The sequence below is a fragment of the Aurantimonas sp. genome (genome assembly GCF_964217435.1).
GTDB lineage: Bacteria > Pseudomonadota > Alphaproteobacteria > Rhizobiales > Rhizobiaceae > Aurantimonas > Aurantimonas coralicida.
Genome location: NZ_CAXPJM010000008.1, coordinates 106,699 through 123,660 on the forward strand (window position 1 = coordinate 106,699; position 16,962 = coordinate 123,660).

Annotated in this window: 18 protein-coding genes; 8 read left to right on the top strand and 10 right to left on the bottom strand. The window is 67.1% G+C overall.

Annotation, left to right across the window (positions count from 1 at the left end):
* The first annotated feature begins 76 nt into the window (after positions 1–76).
* The gene (locus ACEQX1_RS03795) at positions 77–394 is read left to right on the top strand and encodes a DUF1294 domain-containing protein (protein WP_370192351.1); all 318 of its coding nucleotides are present in this window, start codon (positions 77–79) and stop codon (positions 392–394) included.
* Here the strand turns inward: ACEQX1_RS03795 and alr are convergent.
* The 7 genes from alr to rpsF all read right to left on the bottom strand — a co-directional run bounded on the left by alr (position 391) and on the right by rpsF (position 7,231).
* Complete coding sequence (gene alr / locus ACEQX1_RS03800) at positions 391–1,545, bottom strand: alanine racemase (RefSeq protein WP_370192349.1); 1,155 nt, start codon at positions 1,543–1,545, stop codon at positions 391–393. The two genes, ACEQX1_RS03795 and alr, sit on opposite strands and share 4 nt — an antisense overlap.
* Before the next feature lie 11 nt (positions 1,546–1,556).
* A complete protein-coding gene (locus tag ACEQX1_RS03805; RefSeq protein ID WP_370196521.1) occupies positions 1,557–3,044 on the bottom strand; it encodes a replicative DNA helicase in 1,488 nt (495 codons plus the stop codon).
* A 213-nt stretch (positions 3,045–3,257) separates the two neighbouring features.
* Positions 3,258–4,547 carry a class I SAM-dependent methyltransferase gene (locus ACEQX1_RS03810; protein WP_370194171.1) on the bottom strand — a complete coding sequence of 430 codons (1,290 nt, stop codon included), beginning with the start codon at positions 4,545–4,547 and terminating at the stop codon, positions 3,258–3,260.
* A 215-nt stretch (positions 4,548–4,762) separates the two neighbouring features.
* Complete coding sequence (gene rplI, locus ACEQX1_RS03815) at positions 4,763–5,371, bottom strand: 50S ribosomal protein L9 (RefSeq protein ID WP_024350498.1); 609 nt, start codon at positions 5,369–5,371, stop codon at positions 4,763–4,765.
* Between the two features lie 33 nt (positions 5,372–5,404).
* Positions 5,405–6,370, bottom strand: coding sequence for a hypothetical protein (locus ACEQX1_RS03820; protein WP_370196522.1), 966 nt, complete (start codon positions 6,368–6,370; stop codon positions 5,405–5,407).
* 165 nt (positions 6,371–6,535) lie between these two features.
* Positions 6,536–6,784, bottom strand: coding sequence for a 30S ribosomal protein S18 (gene rpsR / locus ACEQX1_RS03825; RefSeq protein ID WP_024350500.1), 249 nt, complete (start codon positions 6,782–6,784; stop codon positions 6,536–6,538).
* A gap of 6 nt (positions 6,785–6,790) precedes the next feature.
* Positions 6,791–7,231: a 30S ribosomal protein S6 gene (rpsF, locus tag ACEQX1_RS03830; RefSeq protein WP_009209377.1), complete on the bottom strand. Its 441-nt coding sequence runs from the start codon at positions 7,229–7,231 to the stop codon at positions 6,791–6,793.
* 408 nt (positions 7,232–7,639) lie between these two features.
* Here rpsF and fabD point away from each other — a divergent pair, with 408 nt between their 5' ends.
* The 7 genes from fabD (at position 7,640) to gmk (ending at position 13,889) form a co-directional block, all read left to right on the top strand.
* Positions 7,640–8,572 (top strand): ACP S-malonyltransferase, encoded by a 933-nt coding sequence (gene fabD, locus ACEQX1_RS03835; protein WP_370194173.1) that lies wholly within the window; start codon positions 7,640–7,642, stop codon positions 8,570–8,572.
* A 68-nt stretch (positions 8,573–8,640) separates the two neighbouring features.
* Entirely contained in the window at positions 8,641–9,378 is a 738-nt protein-coding gene (fabG, locus tag ACEQX1_RS03840; protein WP_188076882.1) for a 3-oxoacyl-[acyl-carrier-protein] reductase, read from the top strand.
* A 184-nt stretch (positions 9,379–9,562) separates the two neighbouring features.
* Positions 9,563–9,799 (top strand): acyl carrier protein, encoded by a 237-nt coding sequence (locus ACEQX1_RS03845; RefSeq protein WP_009209380.1) that lies wholly within the window; start codon positions 9,563–9,565, stop codon positions 9,797–9,799.
* 40 nt (positions 9,800–9,839) lie between these two features.
* Positions 9,840–11,105: a beta-ketoacyl-ACP synthase II gene (gene fabF, locus ACEQX1_RS03850; RefSeq protein ID WP_024350503.1), complete on the top strand. Its 1,266-nt coding sequence runs from the start codon at positions 9,840–9,842 to the stop codon at positions 11,103–11,105.
* A gap of 103 nt (positions 11,106–11,208) precedes the next feature.
* Positions 11,209–12,300 carry an endolytic transglycosylase MltG gene (mltG, locus tag ACEQX1_RS03855; RefSeq protein WP_029703065.1) on the top strand — a complete coding sequence of 364 codons (1,092 nt, stop codon included), beginning with the start codon at positions 11,209–11,211 and terminating at the stop codon, positions 12,298–12,300.
* Between the two features lie 39 nt (positions 12,301–12,339).
* Positions 12,340–13,227, top strand: coding sequence for a YicC/YloC family endoribonuclease (locus tag ACEQX1_RS03860; RefSeq protein ID WP_370194917.1), 888 nt, complete (start codon positions 12,340–12,342; stop codon positions 13,225–13,227).
* Positions 13,224–13,889 (top strand): guanylate kinase, encoded by a 666-nt coding sequence (gmk, locus tag ACEQX1_RS03865; protein ID WP_024350505.1) that lies wholly within the window; start codon positions 13,224–13,226, stop codon positions 13,887–13,889. The genes ACEQX1_RS03860 and gmk overlap by 4 nt, the downstream gene beginning before the upstream one ends.
* Positions 13,890–13,935: 46 nt before the next feature.
* On the opposite strand, the gene rsmA is transcribed toward gmk, so the two are convergent.
* The 3 genes from rsmA to ACEQX1_RS03880 are packed head-to-tail and all read right to left on the bottom strand — an operon-like array spanning position 13,936 to position 16,776.
* Positions 13,936–14,775, bottom strand: a complete 840-nt coding sequence (rsmA, locus tag ACEQX1_RS03870) for a 16S rRNA (adenine(1518)-N(6)/adenine(1519)-N(6))-dimethyltransferase RsmA (RefSeq protein ID WP_370194916.1) — start codon at positions 14,773–14,775, stop codon at positions 13,936–13,938.
* Positions 14,772–15,806 carry a 4-hydroxythreonine-4-phosphate dehydrogenase PdxA gene (pdxA, locus tag ACEQX1_RS03875; RefSeq protein WP_370194914.1) on the bottom strand — a complete coding sequence of 345 codons (1,035 nt, stop codon included), beginning with the start codon at positions 15,804–15,806 and terminating at the stop codon, positions 14,772–14,774. Before pdxA ends, rsmA begins: the two co-directional genes overlap by 4 nt.
* Before the next feature lie 25 nt (positions 15,807–15,831).
* Positions 15,832–16,776 carry a SurA N-terminal domain-containing protein gene (locus tag ACEQX1_RS03880; RefSeq protein WP_024350508.1) on the bottom strand — a complete coding sequence of 315 codons (945 nt, stop codon included), beginning with the start codon at positions 16,774–16,776 and terminating at the stop codon, positions 15,832–15,834.
* Positions 16,777–16,962 lie beyond the last annotated feature (186 nt).

Here is a 16,962-nt window from a genome sequence, read left to right on the forward strand (position 1 = left end):
GCTATCGTTAAGCCGGCAAGGGTTCGGCAATCTCGCGATGCGATGATCGTGGCCGCAACCTGAGCGCGAGGCGACGATGCTGATCATCGGTTTCTATCTCGTGGCGGTGAATATCGCCGCCTACTGGGCCTTCGTGTTCGACAAGACCAAGGCGCGGGCCGGGGTGCGCCGGACGCCGGAGAGCACGCTTCTGCGCTACGCGCTGATGGGCGGCAGCGTCGGAGCGATCGCGGCGCAGCAGATCATCCGTCACAAGACCCGCAAGGAACCGTTCCGCACGCAGCTCTGGGCGATCGCGGCCATGCAGGTGCTCCTGATGGTGGGGTTCGGCATGGCAATTCTCGTGGTGGGGGGCGATACGGTGCAGCAGTGGATCGTGGGGCAGATCGGCTAGACCCAGCGGCGCTCGACCCTCGTGCCGAGGCCGGTCAGCAATTCATAGGCGATCGTACCGGCCGCATTTGCCACCGCGTCGATCGACAGGTTCGGGCCGAAGAACTCGGCCCGGTCGCCGGGCGCGAGTGCGTCATCGGGGACATCGGTGACATCGAGAAGGGTCAGATCCATCGAAACGCGTCCAAGGACGGGCACGCGCTGCCCGGCGACGACGGCCTGGGGTCCGGGACGCACGTCGCGCACGGCCACCCCGGTGCCCGAGGCGGCGCGGTGATAACCATCGGCATAGCCGAGGCCGACCGTCGCGATCCGGGTGTCACGTGTCAGCGGCGCGGCGGCGCCATAGCCGGCGGCCTCACCGGCATGTGCTGTGCGGAGCTGCAGGATGGCCGCGGTCAGGCGCGCGACTGGCCGCAGCAACCCTCGTGACGCCGGCCCCGCCTCGCCGCCGTAAAGGGCGATCCCCGGACGGGTGAGGTCGAAGCCGAATTCGCTGCCGAGAAACACCGCGGCGGAATTGGCGAGCGAACGCGGAATGCCGGGAAACAGCGCGGCCAGTTCCAGGAACCGGGCATGCTGCCGGGCGCTCTGGTCCGTCGGTTCGTCGGCCGAGGCGAGGTGGCTCATCACCAGGGCCAGATCGAGTGCGCCCGATGCGGCGAGGTCAGCTGCGGCTTCGGCATCGGCGCGATCGAGGCCGAGCCGGTTCATGCCGGTTTCGAGCTGGATCGCCGCCGGGGCGCGCCGCCCGGCGGCCTTCAGACCGTCACGCCACACGGCGATGTCGCCGGGCGTCGACAGGACCGGGATCAGACCGGCGTCGAGATGCAGGGGAACGCCGGCGGGTTCGAGCCCCTGCAGGACGAAGATGCGCGTCGGCGAGGTGACGTCACCGGGACGCGTCAGGGCATTGAGCGCGGCCCGCACGATCCGGCCTTCCTCGGCCCAGGCGACGAAGAAGTCGCGGCAGCCCGCGGCGTGGAGCGTGCGGGCGGTCTCGGCAGCGCCGAGGCCATAGCCGTTGGCCTTGACCGCGGCGCCGGTCCGCGCACCGGGATTGCGTGCGGCAAGCAGGGTCCAGTTGGCGGCCAGCGCCGCGCGGTCGATCTCGACCACGGGCATGCGCGCAAAATGGTGCGGAGCAGTCACGGCCGCACCGGCTATTCGAACCGTTCCGGCAGATAGCTGTCGTCGGCGAGATCGGTAAAGCGGGTGTATTCGGCCTGGAAGGCGAGGGGCACCGTTGCGGTCGGGCCGTGACGCTGCTTGGCGATGATCACCTCTGCCCTGCCGCGGGTCTCGTTCAACGCCTGCTCCCATTTCAGATGGTCGTCCGTGCCCGGCTTCGGCTCGCGGTTGGCGAGGTAATATTCCTCGCGATACACGAACATCACCACGTCGGCGTCCTGCTCGATCGAGCCCGACTCGCGCAGATCGGCGAGCTGCGGGCGCTTGTCGTCGCGATTTTCCACCTGACGCGAGAGCTGCGACAGAGCGATGATCGGGACGGCCAGCTCCTTCGCCAGCGCCTTGAGGCCGGTGGTGATCTCGGTGATCTCCTGCACGCGGTTGCCCTGGGTGCGGCTCGAGCCCTGCATCAGCTGGACATAGTCGATGACCATGACGTCGAGGCCGCGCTGGCGTTTCAGGCGCCGTGCCCGCGCCGAGAGCTGGGCGATCGAGATACCACCGGTCTGGTCGATATAGAGCGGGATCCGCTGCATGGTCTCGGAGCAGCCGACGAGCTTGACCAGTTCCTGATCGTTGATGTTGCCGCGCCGGATCTTCGAGGAGGAGATCTCCGTCTGCTCGGAGATGATGCGGGTGGCGAGCTGCTCGGCCGACATTTCCAGGCTGAAGAAGCCGACGACGCCGCCGTTCTTGGCCTTGAAGGAGCCGTCCGCCTGCTCGGCGGGCTCGTAGGCGGCGGCGATGTTGAAGGCGATGTTGGTGGCGAGCGAGGTCTTGCCCATGGCCGGTCGGCCGGCAAGGATGATCAGATCCGACGCCTGCAGGCCGCCCATGCTGCGGTCGAGGGCGCTGATGCCGGACGAGACGCCCGACAGGCCGCCATCGCGGTCCTTGGCGGCGGTCGCCATCTCGACGGCAAGCGTCACAGCTTCGGTGAAGGACTGGAAACCGCCATCGTAGCGGCCGGTCTCGGCCAATTCGAACAGCCGGCGCTCGGCGTCCTCGATCTGCGCCTTGGGCTCCATGTCCAGCGGCGCGTCGAAGGCGATGTTGACGACATCCTCGCCGATGCGAATCAGCGACCGCCGGATGGCGAGGTCGTAGATCGCCCGGCCGTAGTCCGAGGCGTTGATGATCGTGGTCGCCTCGGCGGCCAGACGGGCGAGATACTGCGCCACGGTCAGGTCGCCGACCTTGTCGCCGGCGGCCAGGAACGTCTTGATCGTCACCGGATTGGCGATCTTGCCCATCCGGATCATCTCGGACGTCTTGGCGAAGATCTCCCTGTGCAGGGGCTCGAAGAAATGGTCGGGCTTCAGGAAATCGTGGACGACGTAATAGGCGTCGTTGTTGACCAGCATGGCGCCCAGCAGCGCCTGCTCGGCCTCGATGTTGCTCGGAGCCTCGCGATAGAGCGCCGCCGCGTCGTCGTCCATCTTGCGCGCTGCATCCGCCATGCCGCGTCACCTCTGCCATCGCTTCAGGAAGCGTTCTGACTACACCAGAGGGCCGCTTGCTGCCAGCGATTCGCACCGCGTGTGACGTCGATCCGGCGGCGAGCGACCCGCATCGCCGAAACCGCCACGATAGGCGGCGTGACGGTGGATAATATCGGGGATAACCGGCGCGGCTGTTGACGGGTGCGCCGGCTGTCTCTTCGGCGCGGATGGCTATTCTGCGGCCTGGCGTTCCATTTCGGTCCGTTCGGCGGCGATCGGGCGGACGGTGTCCCGCTGCTCCAGTTCGCGCAGCCGGACTTCGGCGTCCAGCATGTAGTCCCGGGTGATTGGCAGGGTGTCGACCTTCCTCGTCAACTGGACCTGGAAGACGACGCAATCCTGCCAGCGGAACGCGGTTTCCGAGGCGGCGAGGTAGAACTCCCACATCCGGCAGAAGCGCTCGTCATACAGCGCCTTGGCCTCGTCGCGGCGAGCGGCGAAGCGGTCGCGCCAGTGGCGGATCGTCTCGGCGTAGTGCAGCCGCAGCACCTCGACATCGCTGATGATCAGGCCGGCGCGCTCGACGGAATGGGCGATCTGCGACAGGGACGGCAGATAGCCTCCGGGGAAGATGTACTTGTTGATGAAGGCATTGGTGTTGGCCGGCTCGTCCCAGCGCCCGATCGTGTGCAGCAGCATCACCCCGTCCTCGTCGAGCAGGCGGGCGCACTGGCGGAAATAATCGTCGTAGAAGTCGACCCCGACATGCTCGAACATGCCCACCGAGACGATCCGGTCGAACGGGCCGGCGGTGTCGCGGTAATCAGCGATCTCGAAGCGCAGATGGTCGGAGAGCCCGGCCTCGTCGGCCCGCGACCGGGCGATACCCAGTTGCTCGTCGGACAGGGTGATGCCGGTGACGTCGGCCTTGAGATGGCGCGCGAGATACAGGCCCATGCCGCCCCAGCCGCAGCCGATGTCCAGCGTCTTCAGCCCCGGCCGATCGAAGGCCAGCTTGGCGGCGATATGGCGCTTCTTGGCGAGTTGCGCCTCGTCGAGCCCGGCGCCGGGCCGGTCGAAATAGGCGCAGGAATATTGCCGGTCGACGTCGAGGAACAGGTCGTAGAGCTCCGACGACAGATCGTAGTGGTGCTTGACGTTCCGGCGCGCCCGCTGCGGCGTGTTGTTCTGGATCACCCGGCGATAGATCAGGCGCAGCCGGGCGATCGCCCGCATCCACGGCTCGTTCTGGGCCTTGTTGCCGGCATTGCGGAAGACCAGCGCCAGCATGTCGAAGATCGTGCCCTCGGTGATGTCGACGCCGCCATTCATGTAGGCTTCGCCGAATTTCAGGCCGGGATTGATCGCCACGCCGCGTTCGGCGGCGGCCGTGTTGAAGCGCAGATGCACCGGATCGCCGGTGCCGTCGCCCCAACGGGTCACGCCGCCATCACTGTCGGTCACGGTGAGATCGCCGAAGACGAGAAGATGCTTCAGATACGTCGCGAGTATGCGGTTCATGTCACCACTCCTGCGTCGGCCTGAGCCTGACGGCTCGCGGCGTCACGGGAACTTATCGCTTGGTATGCACTGCCTTCCTTATCTTATGAGCCTGCGGCGCGATGGGAAGAGGGCGCGATCCCGACGCAAGAGGGGCCGGCAATCAATGCCGGCCCCTCTCGTTACGGATCGCTGCAGGATCGACGGCGCGGGCAGGGCCCGCCGACGACTGCCGATCAGTTGGTCTCGTCGGACTCTGCGGTCGCTTCGTCGGTCTCGCCGGCTTCGACTTCCTCGCCGTCCAGCTCGTCCTCGTCCAGCTCTTCCTCTTCCTCGTCGATGCCGTAGATCGCATCGGCGGAGGTCAGGTCTTCACCGCGCGCCTGGCGCTCGGCTTCGTCCTGCGAACGGGCGACGTTGATCGAGATGCTGACGTCCACCTCGGGATGCAGCGCGATCGTGATCGGGTGCACGCCGATGGTCTTGATCGGCTGGTTCAGCTGGATGTCGTTGCGGTTGACCTTGAAGTCGGCCGCTGCGAGCAGGTCGGCGATGTCGCGGGTGGAGACCGAACCGTAGAGCTGACCGGTCTCACCGGCCTGGCGCACGACGATGAAGCTCTTACCGTTGAGCGAGGAGGCGACGCCCTGTGCTTCGGCCTTGCGCTCTTCGTTGCGCGCGATGAGCTGGTCCTTCTGCGCTTCGAAGCGCGCAGCATTGGCTTCGTTGGCGCGCAGCGCACGGCCCGACGGCAGCAGGAAGTTGCGGGCGAAGCCGTCGCGAACCTTCACGGTCTCGCCCATCTGGCCGAGCTTTGCGATGCGTTCGAGAAGAATGACGTCCATTGGTCTGTCCTTTCAGGAGGTTTGGTTCTTGGATCAGTTGCGACCGGTCGGCGCCGGATCCTCCGGGCGCCGCCAGGTTTCGTAGATCCCCATCGCCAGAAACAGGACGATCGGGAAGGAAAGCAGGATCAGCGCCGCATAGCTGGAGAACAGGACCAGAAAACGGCCCTGGCGTCCGCGGGTTCGGCGATGCAGTGCCGCGAGGCCGACCAGCGTGAAGGCGGCGGCGAAGCCACCGAGGAGCACGTCGCCGAGGAGGCCGATCGTGCCGCCGGCGAAAGCGGCGCCGGCGGCCACCGCGAAGATCACGAGGCTGATCTGCGGCAGCTGCGCGCTCGTCGGAATGTCGTCCTTCGGCCGCGGCAGGCGGCCCGATACGCGCACGATGGCGGCGCCGAGATACAGCCCGACGATCAGCGAGATCGCCAGAACGGCCGGCTGAACGAAGGGGACGAGGCCGATGATCAGCTGCGCGATGGCGCGGCGCTCGTCGTCGGTCGCCGTGTCCATGGCGCCGCCGCTCTGGCGCAGGGCGTCGACGACGGCAGGAATGAAGTCTTCGGGATCGAAGCCGAGATACCAGCCGAGAAAGATGCAGGAGCCGATCGCCATCAGCGTGATCGCCATGAGCACGCGCGACAGCGGATACCAGTCGAGGGACGGGGCGGCGTTCGCGGCACCCAGCGGGCGCGCCGCATCGTCGGCCAGCGGGCGGGCCAGTCCAACGAGATGACCGGCGACGGCCGTCGGCAGCGCCATGGAGGCGAGCAGCGTCAGCGCGCTCGGCACGGACTGGGCGATGGCATAGATCGCCGCGGTGGCGACGGCGGCGGAGACGAAACCGGCGGTCGATCCCCAGCCGAGGCTGGCAATGGCGATGGGAATGGGGGCGGCCAGCGCAAGGCTGACGGCGGAGCTCGACTGCAGCACGATACCGGCGAACAGCAGCGCGCTGGCAAGGCCGGATATGATCGCGATGATGATTGCGGTGGGCTGCATGAACTCGTTCGCTGTCCTGCTCGTGGCAGTTAGAGGCCAGATGCCCCAACTCGGCTTGGCGGACGGTCGCGGCACCATGCCGGCTGTCGTCCCGTCATTCCGGCGCCGCCTGATGCGTCCGGAAAGCCGGCGGCGCCATGAGCGCCGCCGGAGATGCGGTCGGTCCTACTTCAGGACGTAGGGCAGAAGGCCGAGGAAGCGCGCGCGCTTGATGGCCTGGGCAAGAGCCCGCTGGTTCTTCTGCGACACGGCCGTGATGCGCGACGGCACGATCTTGCCACGCTCGGAAATGTAGCGCTGCAGGAGACGCACGTCCTTGTAGTCGATCTTCGGCGAGTCGGTGCCGGCGAACGGGTCGGACTTGCGACGGCGATGGAAGGGCCGGCGGGTGGGAAGCTGGGCGATATCGACCATCTTGGCTTACTCCGAATCGGTGTCGCGGGGGCGGCGGGGACGGTCGTCGTCGCGGTCGCGGCGCGGGCCGTCTTCGCGGTCACGACGCGGGCGGTCGCCACGATCGCCACGGCGCGGACGATCGTCGCGCTTCTGCATCATGGCCGACTGGCCTTCCTCGTGCTCTTCCACGCGGATCGTCATGTAGCGCAGGATGTCTTCGTTGAAGCGCATCTGGCGCTCCATCTCCTGCACCGCCGCCGACGGGGCGTCGATGTTCATCAGCGTGTAATACGCCTTGCGGTTCTTCTTGATGCGGAAGGTGAGGGTCTTCAGACCCCAGTTTTCCACCTTGCCGATCTTGCCGCCATTGGTCTCGAGAATGCCGCGGAGCTGCTCGACGAGCTGCTCGACCTGCTGGTTCGAGATATCCTGGCGCGCGAGAAATACGTGCTCGTACAGAGCCATGCGCTATCGCCTTTCCGTTTCACGTTCGCATTCGCCCGGGTACAGCGGCTAAGCCTCAACGACTTTCGTGCGAAACCCGCGGGAAGCAGGACGATCGGAAAGGCGTCAGTACAAGAACGGTCGAGAGCGGAGACACGGGAAACCGATACCTTTTGGCATCTGTTGTCGACGACATCGACAGCTTTCCGTTCAGCCCCCAGCTGAGACCCGGACAATGAGGAGGGTGCCACTACCCGCTTGCGCGGCGTTTGGCAAGTCCCGCCGGACATTCGCGACGCGGGCGCCGCGCCTCGGCCGGGCTGTCGCGCCCGGGCTCGAGCACGGATCGGGCCGCCTGCTTGACAGGACGGGCTTGACCAAACCATTGCCTGCACTCGTTTTGCAACCAGCAACACAAGGGAGAGCCGCATGACCACCGCACTGGTCTTTCCGGGACAGGGCAGTCAGAGCGTCGGCATGGGCCGCACTCTCTATGACAGCTTTGACGCCAGCCGTGCCGTCTTCGACGAGGTCGACGAGGCGCTCGGCGAAAAGCTGTCGGAGCTGATCTTCGAGGGACCCGAGGACCGGCTGACGCTGACCGAGAATGCCCAGCCGGCCCTGATGGCGGTGTCGATGGCGGCGATCCGCGCCCTGGGGGCCGAAGGCTTCTCGGTGGAAACGGCGGCTTATGTCGCCGGCCACTCGCTCGGCGAATATTCGGCACTTGCAGCCGTCAGCGCGCTGTCGATCGGGCAGACGGCAAAGCTGCTGCGCATCCGCGGCAATGCCATGCAGGAGGCGGTGCCGAGCGGTGCGGGCTCGATGGCGGCGATCATCGGCCTCGATGCCGAGGCGGTCGCCAAGCTCTGCGAGGACGCCGCCGAGGGCGAGGTCTGCGAGCCGGCCAATGACAATGGCGGCGGCCAGATCGTCATTTCCGGCAATGCCGCAGCGATCGACCGGGCGATCGCGCTGGCGCAGGAGCGGGGCGCGAAGCGGGCGCTGCCGCTGTCGGTGTCCGCGCCATTCCATTGCCGGCTGATGCAGCCGGCGGCCGATCGCATGGCGGAAGCTTTGGCCGATGCCGAGATCCTGGTTCCGCGCGTTCCCGTCGTCACCAATGTGACGGCCGCTCCGACATCCGATCCCGCCGAGATCCGCGAGCGGCTGGTGCGGCAGGTGACGGGCCAGGTACGCTGGCGCGAAAGCATCGAATGGCTGGCGGCCAACGGCGTGAATTCGCTGGTCGAGATCGGCAGCGGCAAGGTCCTGACCGGGCTCGCGCGCCGAATCGATCGCAGCCTCGAAGGTCGCGCCATCGGCACCGCGGACGATGTCCGCGCTTTCACCGCCGGCTGATCATCCTATCTAGAGAGAGCCGCAGGCGCCTGGCGTTGCGGAGCAGACCATAACGGAGGGAATCCGACATGTTTGATCTGACCGGGCGCAAGGCGCTCGTGACCGGCGCCAGCGGCGGCATCGGCGAGGCGATCGCCCGCGCCCTGCACGGCGCCGGTGCGACCGTGGGCCTGCACGGCACCCGACGCGAGAAGCTGGACGACCTGGCCGCTTCGCTGGGCGAGCGGGCGATGGTGTTTCCCGCCGATCTGTCCGACCGGGCCGAGCAGAAGCGGCTGGCCGAAACCGCCGAGGCCGAGATGCAGGGCGTCGACATCCTGGTCAATAATGCCGGCATCACCCGCGACGGGCTGTTCGTGCGCATGTCGGACGAGGACTGGGACGCGGTTCTGGAGGTCGATCTGACGGCGGCGTTCCGCCTCACGCGCGGCGTGACCCATCCGATGATGCGGCGCCGCTTCGGGCGAATCATCAACATCACCTCGATCGTCGGCGTCACCGGCAATCCCGGCCAGGCGAATTATTGTGCGGCGAAGGCGGGCATGATCGGCCTGTCGAAATCGCTTGCCCAGGAAATCGCCTCGCGCTCGGTGACGGTGAACTGCATCGCGCCCGGCTTCATCGCCAGCGCCATGACCGAGAAGCTGAACGACAAGCAGAAGGACGCGATCATGGGCGCGATCCCAATGAAGCGCATGGGCGAAGCCGATGAAATCGCCGCATCGGCGGTGTATCTGGCGTCCAACGAGGCCGGCTACGTCACCGGCCAGACCCTGCACGTCAACGGCGGCATGGCCATGATCTGAGGGCACCGCTGCCACGCCGCTGGCCGCTTGGCCACCGCGGCAGGGCATGCTATGCGCCGGCACTTCGAATTTTCCGCTGTCGTTGCCTGCGGACTGGCCGCGACGAGGATGACCACAACGCTTGATAATGCGTCGTGCCACGTCTAACGAAAGCGGCGAAACCAATCGCAATAGAGGACTGACAATGAGCGATACCGCTGAGCGAGTGAAGAAGATCGTCGTCGAACACCTGGGCGTCGAGCAGGAGAAGGTCACGGACAACGCGAGCTTCATCGACGATCTGGGCGCCGACAGCCTCGATACGGTCGAGCTCGTCATGGCTTTCGAGGAAGAGTTTGGCGTCGAGATTCCCGATGATGCCGCCGAGACCATCCTGACGGTCGGCGACGCGGTCAAGTTCATCGAGAAGAACCAGGCCTGACCCAATCGGGCGGCCTAACCGCCTGGGCGAAGAGCGATTGATGAGACGAGTAGTCATTACAGGCGTCGGCATGGTCACGCCCCTCGGGGCGGGTGCCGGCGTCACATGGAAACGTCTGCTGAACGGCGAAAGCGGCCTGAAGCGTGTCGACAACTTCCAGGTCGACGACCTGGCGTGTCAGATCGCCGGGCAGATTCCGCGCGGCGACGGCCAGGACGGCACCTTCGATCCGGACCACTGGATGGAGCCGAAGGAGCAGCGCAAGGTCGATGACTTCATCATCTACGCTGTCGCAGCCGCGTCCGAGGCCCTCGACGATGCCAACTGGCATCCCGAGACCTACGAGGACCAGATCGCTTCCGGCGTTCTGATCGGTTCGGGGATCGGCGGCCTTCAGGGGATCGAGCGCACGTCGCTGATCCTGGCCGAGAAGGGCCCGCGGCGCATCAGCCCGTTCTTCATTCCCGGCAGCCTGATCAACCTGGCCTCCGGCCATGTGTCGATCCGCAATGGATTGAAGGGCCCGAATCATTCGGTGGTCACGGCCTGCTCGACCGGCGCGCATGCGATCGGCGACGCGTCGCGACTGATCGCGCTCGGCGATGCCGACGTGATGGTGGCGGGCGGTGCGGAATCACCGGTCGGCCGCCTGGCAATGGCCGGCTTTGCCGCCTGCAAGGCATTGTCCACCCATTTCAACGACAACCCGACGGCCGGTTCCCGGCCCTATGACCGCGACCGTGACGGCTTCGTCATGGGCGAGGGCGCCGGTGTGGTCGTTCTGGAAGAATACGAGCACGCCAAGGCGCGCGGCGCGAAAATCTACGCCGAGGTCATCGGCTACGGCATGTCCGGCGACGCCTATCACATCACGGCTCCGGCCTCCGACGGCGACGGCGCGTTCCGCTGCATGTCGGCGGCGATGAAGCGGGCCGGCGTGCAGCCGTCCGAGCTCGACTATGTCAACGCGCACGGCACTTCGACGCCGCTGGGCGACGAGATCGAGCTCCGGGCGATCGAGCGGCTGGTCGGCGATGCCGCCAGCGGTATCACCATGTCGTCCACCAAATCCGCGATCGGGCATCTGCTCGGTGCGGCGGGCTCCGTCGAGGCGATCTTCTCGGCGCTGGCGATCCGCGACAATGTCGCGCCGCCGACGCTGAATCTCGACAATCCGTCGGTGGAGACCAAGATCGATCTCGTTCCGCACGAGAAGCGCGAAAAGCGCATCGACGTGGCGCTGTCGAACTCCTTCGGCTTCGGCGGCACCAACGCTTCGCTCGTGCTGCGACGCGTGGCCGACTGACAACGATGGCGGCGGCGCATGATGCCGCCGCTGCCGTTCGGGCTTTCGCCACAATCCGATGGTGCTTCGGCAGCCACGAGGCAATTTCATTCGGGGGTATGCGGTGACCGACGAACGCGGCGAGGGCGCTCGCTCAGGCAAGGGCCGTCGTGGCCGGGGTCCGGCTCCGGCGCGCAAACGCTCGCGGGCTTCCCGCAACCAGCTCGTCATCTTCCTGAATTTCTGCCTGTCTACCGCGCTCTTCGTGATGCTCGCGGCCGGTGCGCTGATCTATTGGGGCGTCGGCCAGTTCGAGGGCGCAGGCCCGCTGCAGGCCGAAACCACCTATGTCGTGCCGCGCAACAGCGGTCTGCAGACGATTGCCAGCGGGCTTGAGCGGGAAGGCGTCATCAGCGACGCCACCGTGTTCGAATACGGCGTACGCTTCGCCGGGACCGCGGGTGACCTGAAGGCCGGCGAATACGCCTTCGCGCCGGGCACCTCGATGCGCGAGGTGATGGAGAAGCTCCGCGAGGGACGCTCCATCATGCATTCGGTGACCATTCCGGAAGGCTGGACGGCGGAACGGGCCTTCGAGCGGATTGCCGCCGAGCCGTCCCTGACCGGCGACATGCCGGAGATGGTGCCGGAAGGCACGCTGATGCCCGACACCTACCTGTTCCAGCGCGGCCTGACCCGCAAGGAAATCGTGCGGCGGATGCGCGAGGCGCAGAACAAGCTCGTCGCCGAGATCTGGGAGACGCGGGCCGACGATTTGCCGATCGACGATATCGGCCAGTTCCTGACCCTCGCCTCGATCGTCGAGCGCGAGACCGGCATCGCCGGCGAGCGCCCGCATGTCGCCTCGGTGTTCGTCAACCGGCTGCGCAAGGGCATGCGCCTGCAGTCGGACCCGACATTCCTCTATGGCGTCTATGGTGGCGCCGGCAAACCGTCCGGCAAGCCGGTGACCCAGTCCGACATCGACAGCGACACGCCCTACAACACCTACAAGATCAAGGGTCTGCCGCCCGGTCCGATCGCGCTGCCTGGCCGGGCTGCGCTGGAGGCCGTGGCCAATCCGCTGGAGACCAAGGACATCTACTTCGTGGCCGACGGCACCGGCGGCCATGTCTTTGCCGAGACGCTGGACGAGCACAATCGCAACGTCCGCGACTACCGGGCGCTGGAGCGCCAGAACCGGGCCGAGCAGTAGCAACGCCGCCGTCCCGGCGGCGCGAGGGGGAGAACCGCGATGCCGGTGCAGAGCATGACGGGCTTTGCCCGCCACGAGTCGACGCAGGCCGGCGCCGAGTTCGTCTGGGAGCTGCGCTCGGTCAACGGCAAGGGGCTCGACCTGCGGCTGCGTCTGCCGCAGGGCTTCGAAGCGATCGAGGCGGATCTGAAGCGCACGGCCGCCACCTGGCTGAGCCGCGGCAACATCCAGGCCAATCTCCAGATCCGGCGCGACGACACGGCGCCGGCCTTCACCATCAACGATGCGATGCTCGGCCAGCTTCTGGCACTGTCCAGCCGGCTGGTCGCCGATGGTCACGCCGGCCCGCCGAGCGCCGACGGCATCCTGGCGATCAAGGGGATCGTCGAGGTCGCGGAAAGCCGTCTCGACCCCAAGGAGCGCGAGGCGCAGCTCGCTTCCGCCAGGGCGACCTTTGTCGCCGCGGTCGAGAGCCTTGCCGCCGCGCGGCAGGCCGAGGGCGCCGCCCTTGCCGACATTCTCTCCGAGCGGCTCGCCGAGATCGAACGGCTGGCCAATGCGGCCGAGGCCGACCCGTCCCGCAGCATCGAGGCCTGCCGGGAGCGGCTGCGCGCGCAGGTGGCCGAACTGATGGGTGCCGACGAGCGGCTCGACGAACAGCGCCTGCACCAGGAGGCGGCGATGATTGCCGCCCGCGCCGATATCCGCGAGGAGATTGACCGGCTGCAGACCCATGTGGCGGCGGCGCGGGCGCTGCTGTCGAACGGCGGGCCGATCGGCCGACGCCTCGATTTTTTGTCGCAGGAATTGAACCGCGAATCGAATACGGTCTGCTCCAAGTCGAATGCGACTTCGCTGACCGCCATCGGACTGGAACTGAAGGTGGCGGTCGATCAATTCCGTGAGCAGGTGCAGAACATAGAATGACGTCGATTTTCGAAACGGAATCGGGGGCGCCGATCGCACGCCGTGGGCTGATGCTGGTGCTGTCGTCACCGTCCGGCGCCGGCAAGTCGACCATCGCGCGCAATCTCCTGGAGTCCGATCCCGGCTTCCAGCTTTCGGTCAGCGTGACGACGCGCAAGCGGCGGGCCAGCGAGATCGACGGCGTGCATTACCGATTCATCGACCGCGCCGAGTTCGAGCGGCTGCGCGACGGGGGCGCGCTCTTGGAATGGGCCGAGGTTCACGGCAATTTCTACGGTACGCCCCGGGCGGCGGCCGAAAAGGCCATGCGCGACGGTCGCGACATGCTGTTCGACATCGACTATCAGGGCGCGCTGCAGCTGCAGGAGCAGGCCAAGGCGGACGTCGTCTCGGTGTTCATCCTGCCGCCGTCCATGACGGAACTGAAGACCCGCCTCCTGCGGCGCGCCGAGGATTCCGGAGAGACCATCGCGGTCCGCCTGAAGAACGCCAAGGTCGAGATCGAGCGCTGGCGCGACTACGACTACGTCGTCGTCAACGAGGATCTGGACAAGGCGTTTTCGGCCGTACGGTCGATCATCAATGCCGAGCGGTTGCGCCGCGACCGGCGGCCGGGCCTGTTCGACTTCACCGCCGAACTTCTCTCCCAGACCGTCTGCTGAGACCAGCGCTTGCGCCCGTCACCGGCTGACAATCTGAGTCAGCCGGCTAGTCCAACCTGTTGGCAAGGCGAACGAATTCGCTGATCGAAAGGGTTTCGGCCCGGCGCTGCGGATCGATGTCCGCCGCCACGAGAAGCGCTTCGCCGCCAAGGCTCTTGAGGCTCTGGCGCAGCATCTTGCGGCGCTGGCCGAAGGCGGCGGCGGTCACGCGTTCGAGCGCGGCAAGGCTCGCCGGCTCCGGCTCGGCGCGCGGCCGGAGCTGGATGACCGAGGAGGTGACCTTGGGCGGCGGCGTGAAGGCTTCCGGCGGTACGTCGAAGAGGATCTTGGCCTGCGTCCGCCACCCGGCGAGAACGCCGAGACGGCCGTAATGCTTCGAGCCGGGCACCGCGACGATGCGTTCGGCCACCTCGCGCTGGAACATCAGGGTCAGGCTCGACCAGAGCGGCGGCCATTGCGGCGTCGCGATCCAGTTGAGCAGCAGCTGGGTTCCGACATTGTAGGGCAGGTTCGCGACGATCTTCAGCGTGTCGGCGCCGGCGGGGTGTGCAACCTCCGCCAGATCGAAATCCAGCGCATCGGCGCGGCGGATCTCCAGCCGGCCGGGATAGTGCGCCGCGATGGCCTCGAGCGCCGGAATGCAGCGGCTGTCCTTCTCGACGACCACGACACGCGACGCGCCTTCGGCGAGCAGCGCACGGGTGAGGCCGCCGGGACCGGGGCCGACCTCGACGATTGTCGCCCCCTCCAGCGGCAGTGCCTGGCGGGCAATCCGACCGGTGAGGTTCAGATCGAGAAGGAAGTTCTGACCGAGGCTGCGCTTGGGATCGAGGCCATGCTCTTCCAGGACCGCACGCAGGGGCGGCAGGCTGTCGATGGGGCTCACGCGTTGGCCGTCGCGGCGCTGCCCGCACCCGTGCCGATTTCGGCCATGCGACCGGCCAGCCGGATCGCCGCGAGGAAGCTGTCGGGCCGGGCGTCGCCCGAGCCGGCGATGTCGGCGGCCGTGCCGTGATCGGGCGAGGTCCGGATGATCGGCAGGCCGAGTGTGGCGTTCACCGTCTGGTCGAAGGCCAGCGTCTTGGCCGGGATCAGGGCCTGGTCGTGATACATGCAGACGGCAACGTCGTAGCGGGCCCGGGCCTCGGGATGAAACATCGTGTCGGCAGGCAGCGGCCCGACCGCGTCGATGCCGGCGGCGCGCAGGCGCGCGACGGCCGGGCGGATCACCGTCTCGTCCTCGGTGCCGATCGCACCCTTTTCGCCGGCATGCGGGTTCAGACCGGCGATCGCCAGGCGCGCGCGCGCAATGCCGAGGCGGGCGCTGTAGTCCGCGGCAACGATCCGGCAGGTCGTCTCGATCAGCTCCGCGGTGAGCTGGGCCGGCACGTCCGCGATGGGGATATGGATGGTCACGGGGACGCAGGAGAGGTCCGGACCGGTCAGCAGCATGACGGGCGTGAAGGGACGTCCGAGCCGCAACTGGCACAGATGCGCCAGATATTCGGTATGGCCGGGATGGTGAAAGCCGGCGTCGTAGAGCGCCTTCTTGTCGATCGGGCCGGTGACGACCGCCGCGGCGCTCCCCTCCAGCACCAAAGCGGTCGCCCGGTCGATCGCCTCAATCGTGCCGGCGGCATTGGCCGGGTCAGTCTTGCCGGGCGCATTGGACTGGCGGTTGACCAGCGGCAGGACGGCCAGGGTGCCGGCGGGCACGCCATGCGCTTCCGCCGGATTGTGGATCATCGCGATGGCCAGCTCGCGGCCGAGACGGCGGGCCCGCGAGGCGAGGACGTCGGGGTCGCCGATGACGAAGAAAGCCGGCAGGTCGGCCCGGTGGTCGCCATGGATGGCGATCACGATGTCCGGGCCGACGCCCGACGGATCGCCGAGCGTCACCGCGATCGGTGCATCCATCGCAAAGTCCCGCATGAGCTGCCCCTTAGCGGCGAACGATCTGGGCTCTGTCGCGCAGCTTCTTCAGATAGGCTGCGTCGGGTTCGGCCTGTTCGCCGAGCTTTTCCATCTCGCGTGCCTGGAAGACGAGGGCAGCCGCCTTGTCGTCGGAGATGTTGCGGGTGTTGCACACGGCGATGAACTCGACACCGCGTTCGGTGGCCTGGGCGGGCGTGGCGCGCCCGACGGAGGTCGCCTGAATGTCCTTCTTCCAGCGCGGCGGCAGTTCCGGCTGGGCGACGCGGCCGAGGTCGCGCACGGTCACGTCACGCAGGCCCTTGGCGAATTCATAGGTGGAATCGCAGGAGCGGAAGCGCGAGCGCATGCTCTCGGCTTCGCGCTTGCGCTGAGCCATAAGGGCCGAACGCTGGGCGTCGGGGATGACGAAGATCACCTGCTGGAGCGTGTATTCGGTGGTGCTCGGCTTCTCGCCGCCCTGGGCCAGCATCCGCTGGACCACGTCCTGCTCGCTCAGTCGCTCGGTGCTGCGCATGTTGGCCTGGACGGCCTGGCCCCAGCCCATCTGCACGCGGATGTAGTCCTTGAAGCCATCCGACGAGAAACCGGCGCGTGACAGCACCTGTCCGAGCTGCTCGCGGGTCAGCTTGTTCTCGGCGGCGAAGCGGCCGAAGGCCTCGTCGACCGCCTCGTCCGGAATGGCGATGCCGCGGCGCCCGATTTCCTGCTTCTTCAGCGCCTCGTCGATCAGCTCGTCGGTCGCCTTCTGCGTGGCATTGCCGCCGACGCGGCGCAGCTTCAGGAAGGCGGCCCGCTGGCGGATCTGGTAGCTGGTGATCGGCATGCCGTTCACCACCGCCTTGATCTCGCTGGCGGCCTGTACCGATACGGTGGTGGCGGGCAGCGTGGCCGCGGCCGACCCGGCAAGGACGAATGCGAGGGCCGCGCGTCTGGCGACGTTTCCAACGATCATGACTGCTTCAACTCCCTGAATGGCGGCGCGTCCCGCTCCCGCGCCCTGTCCTTCGCCCGCTCATGGCGACCATCCGCCCGGATGTCGCACAGGGCAAGGCTCCCGCAAAGCCGTTTCGCCTGCAAGTCCGGACTGCTCGTAGCGTGCAGCTTTGGCGAAACCGTGATCTGGTCGGCCGTTCGCCCG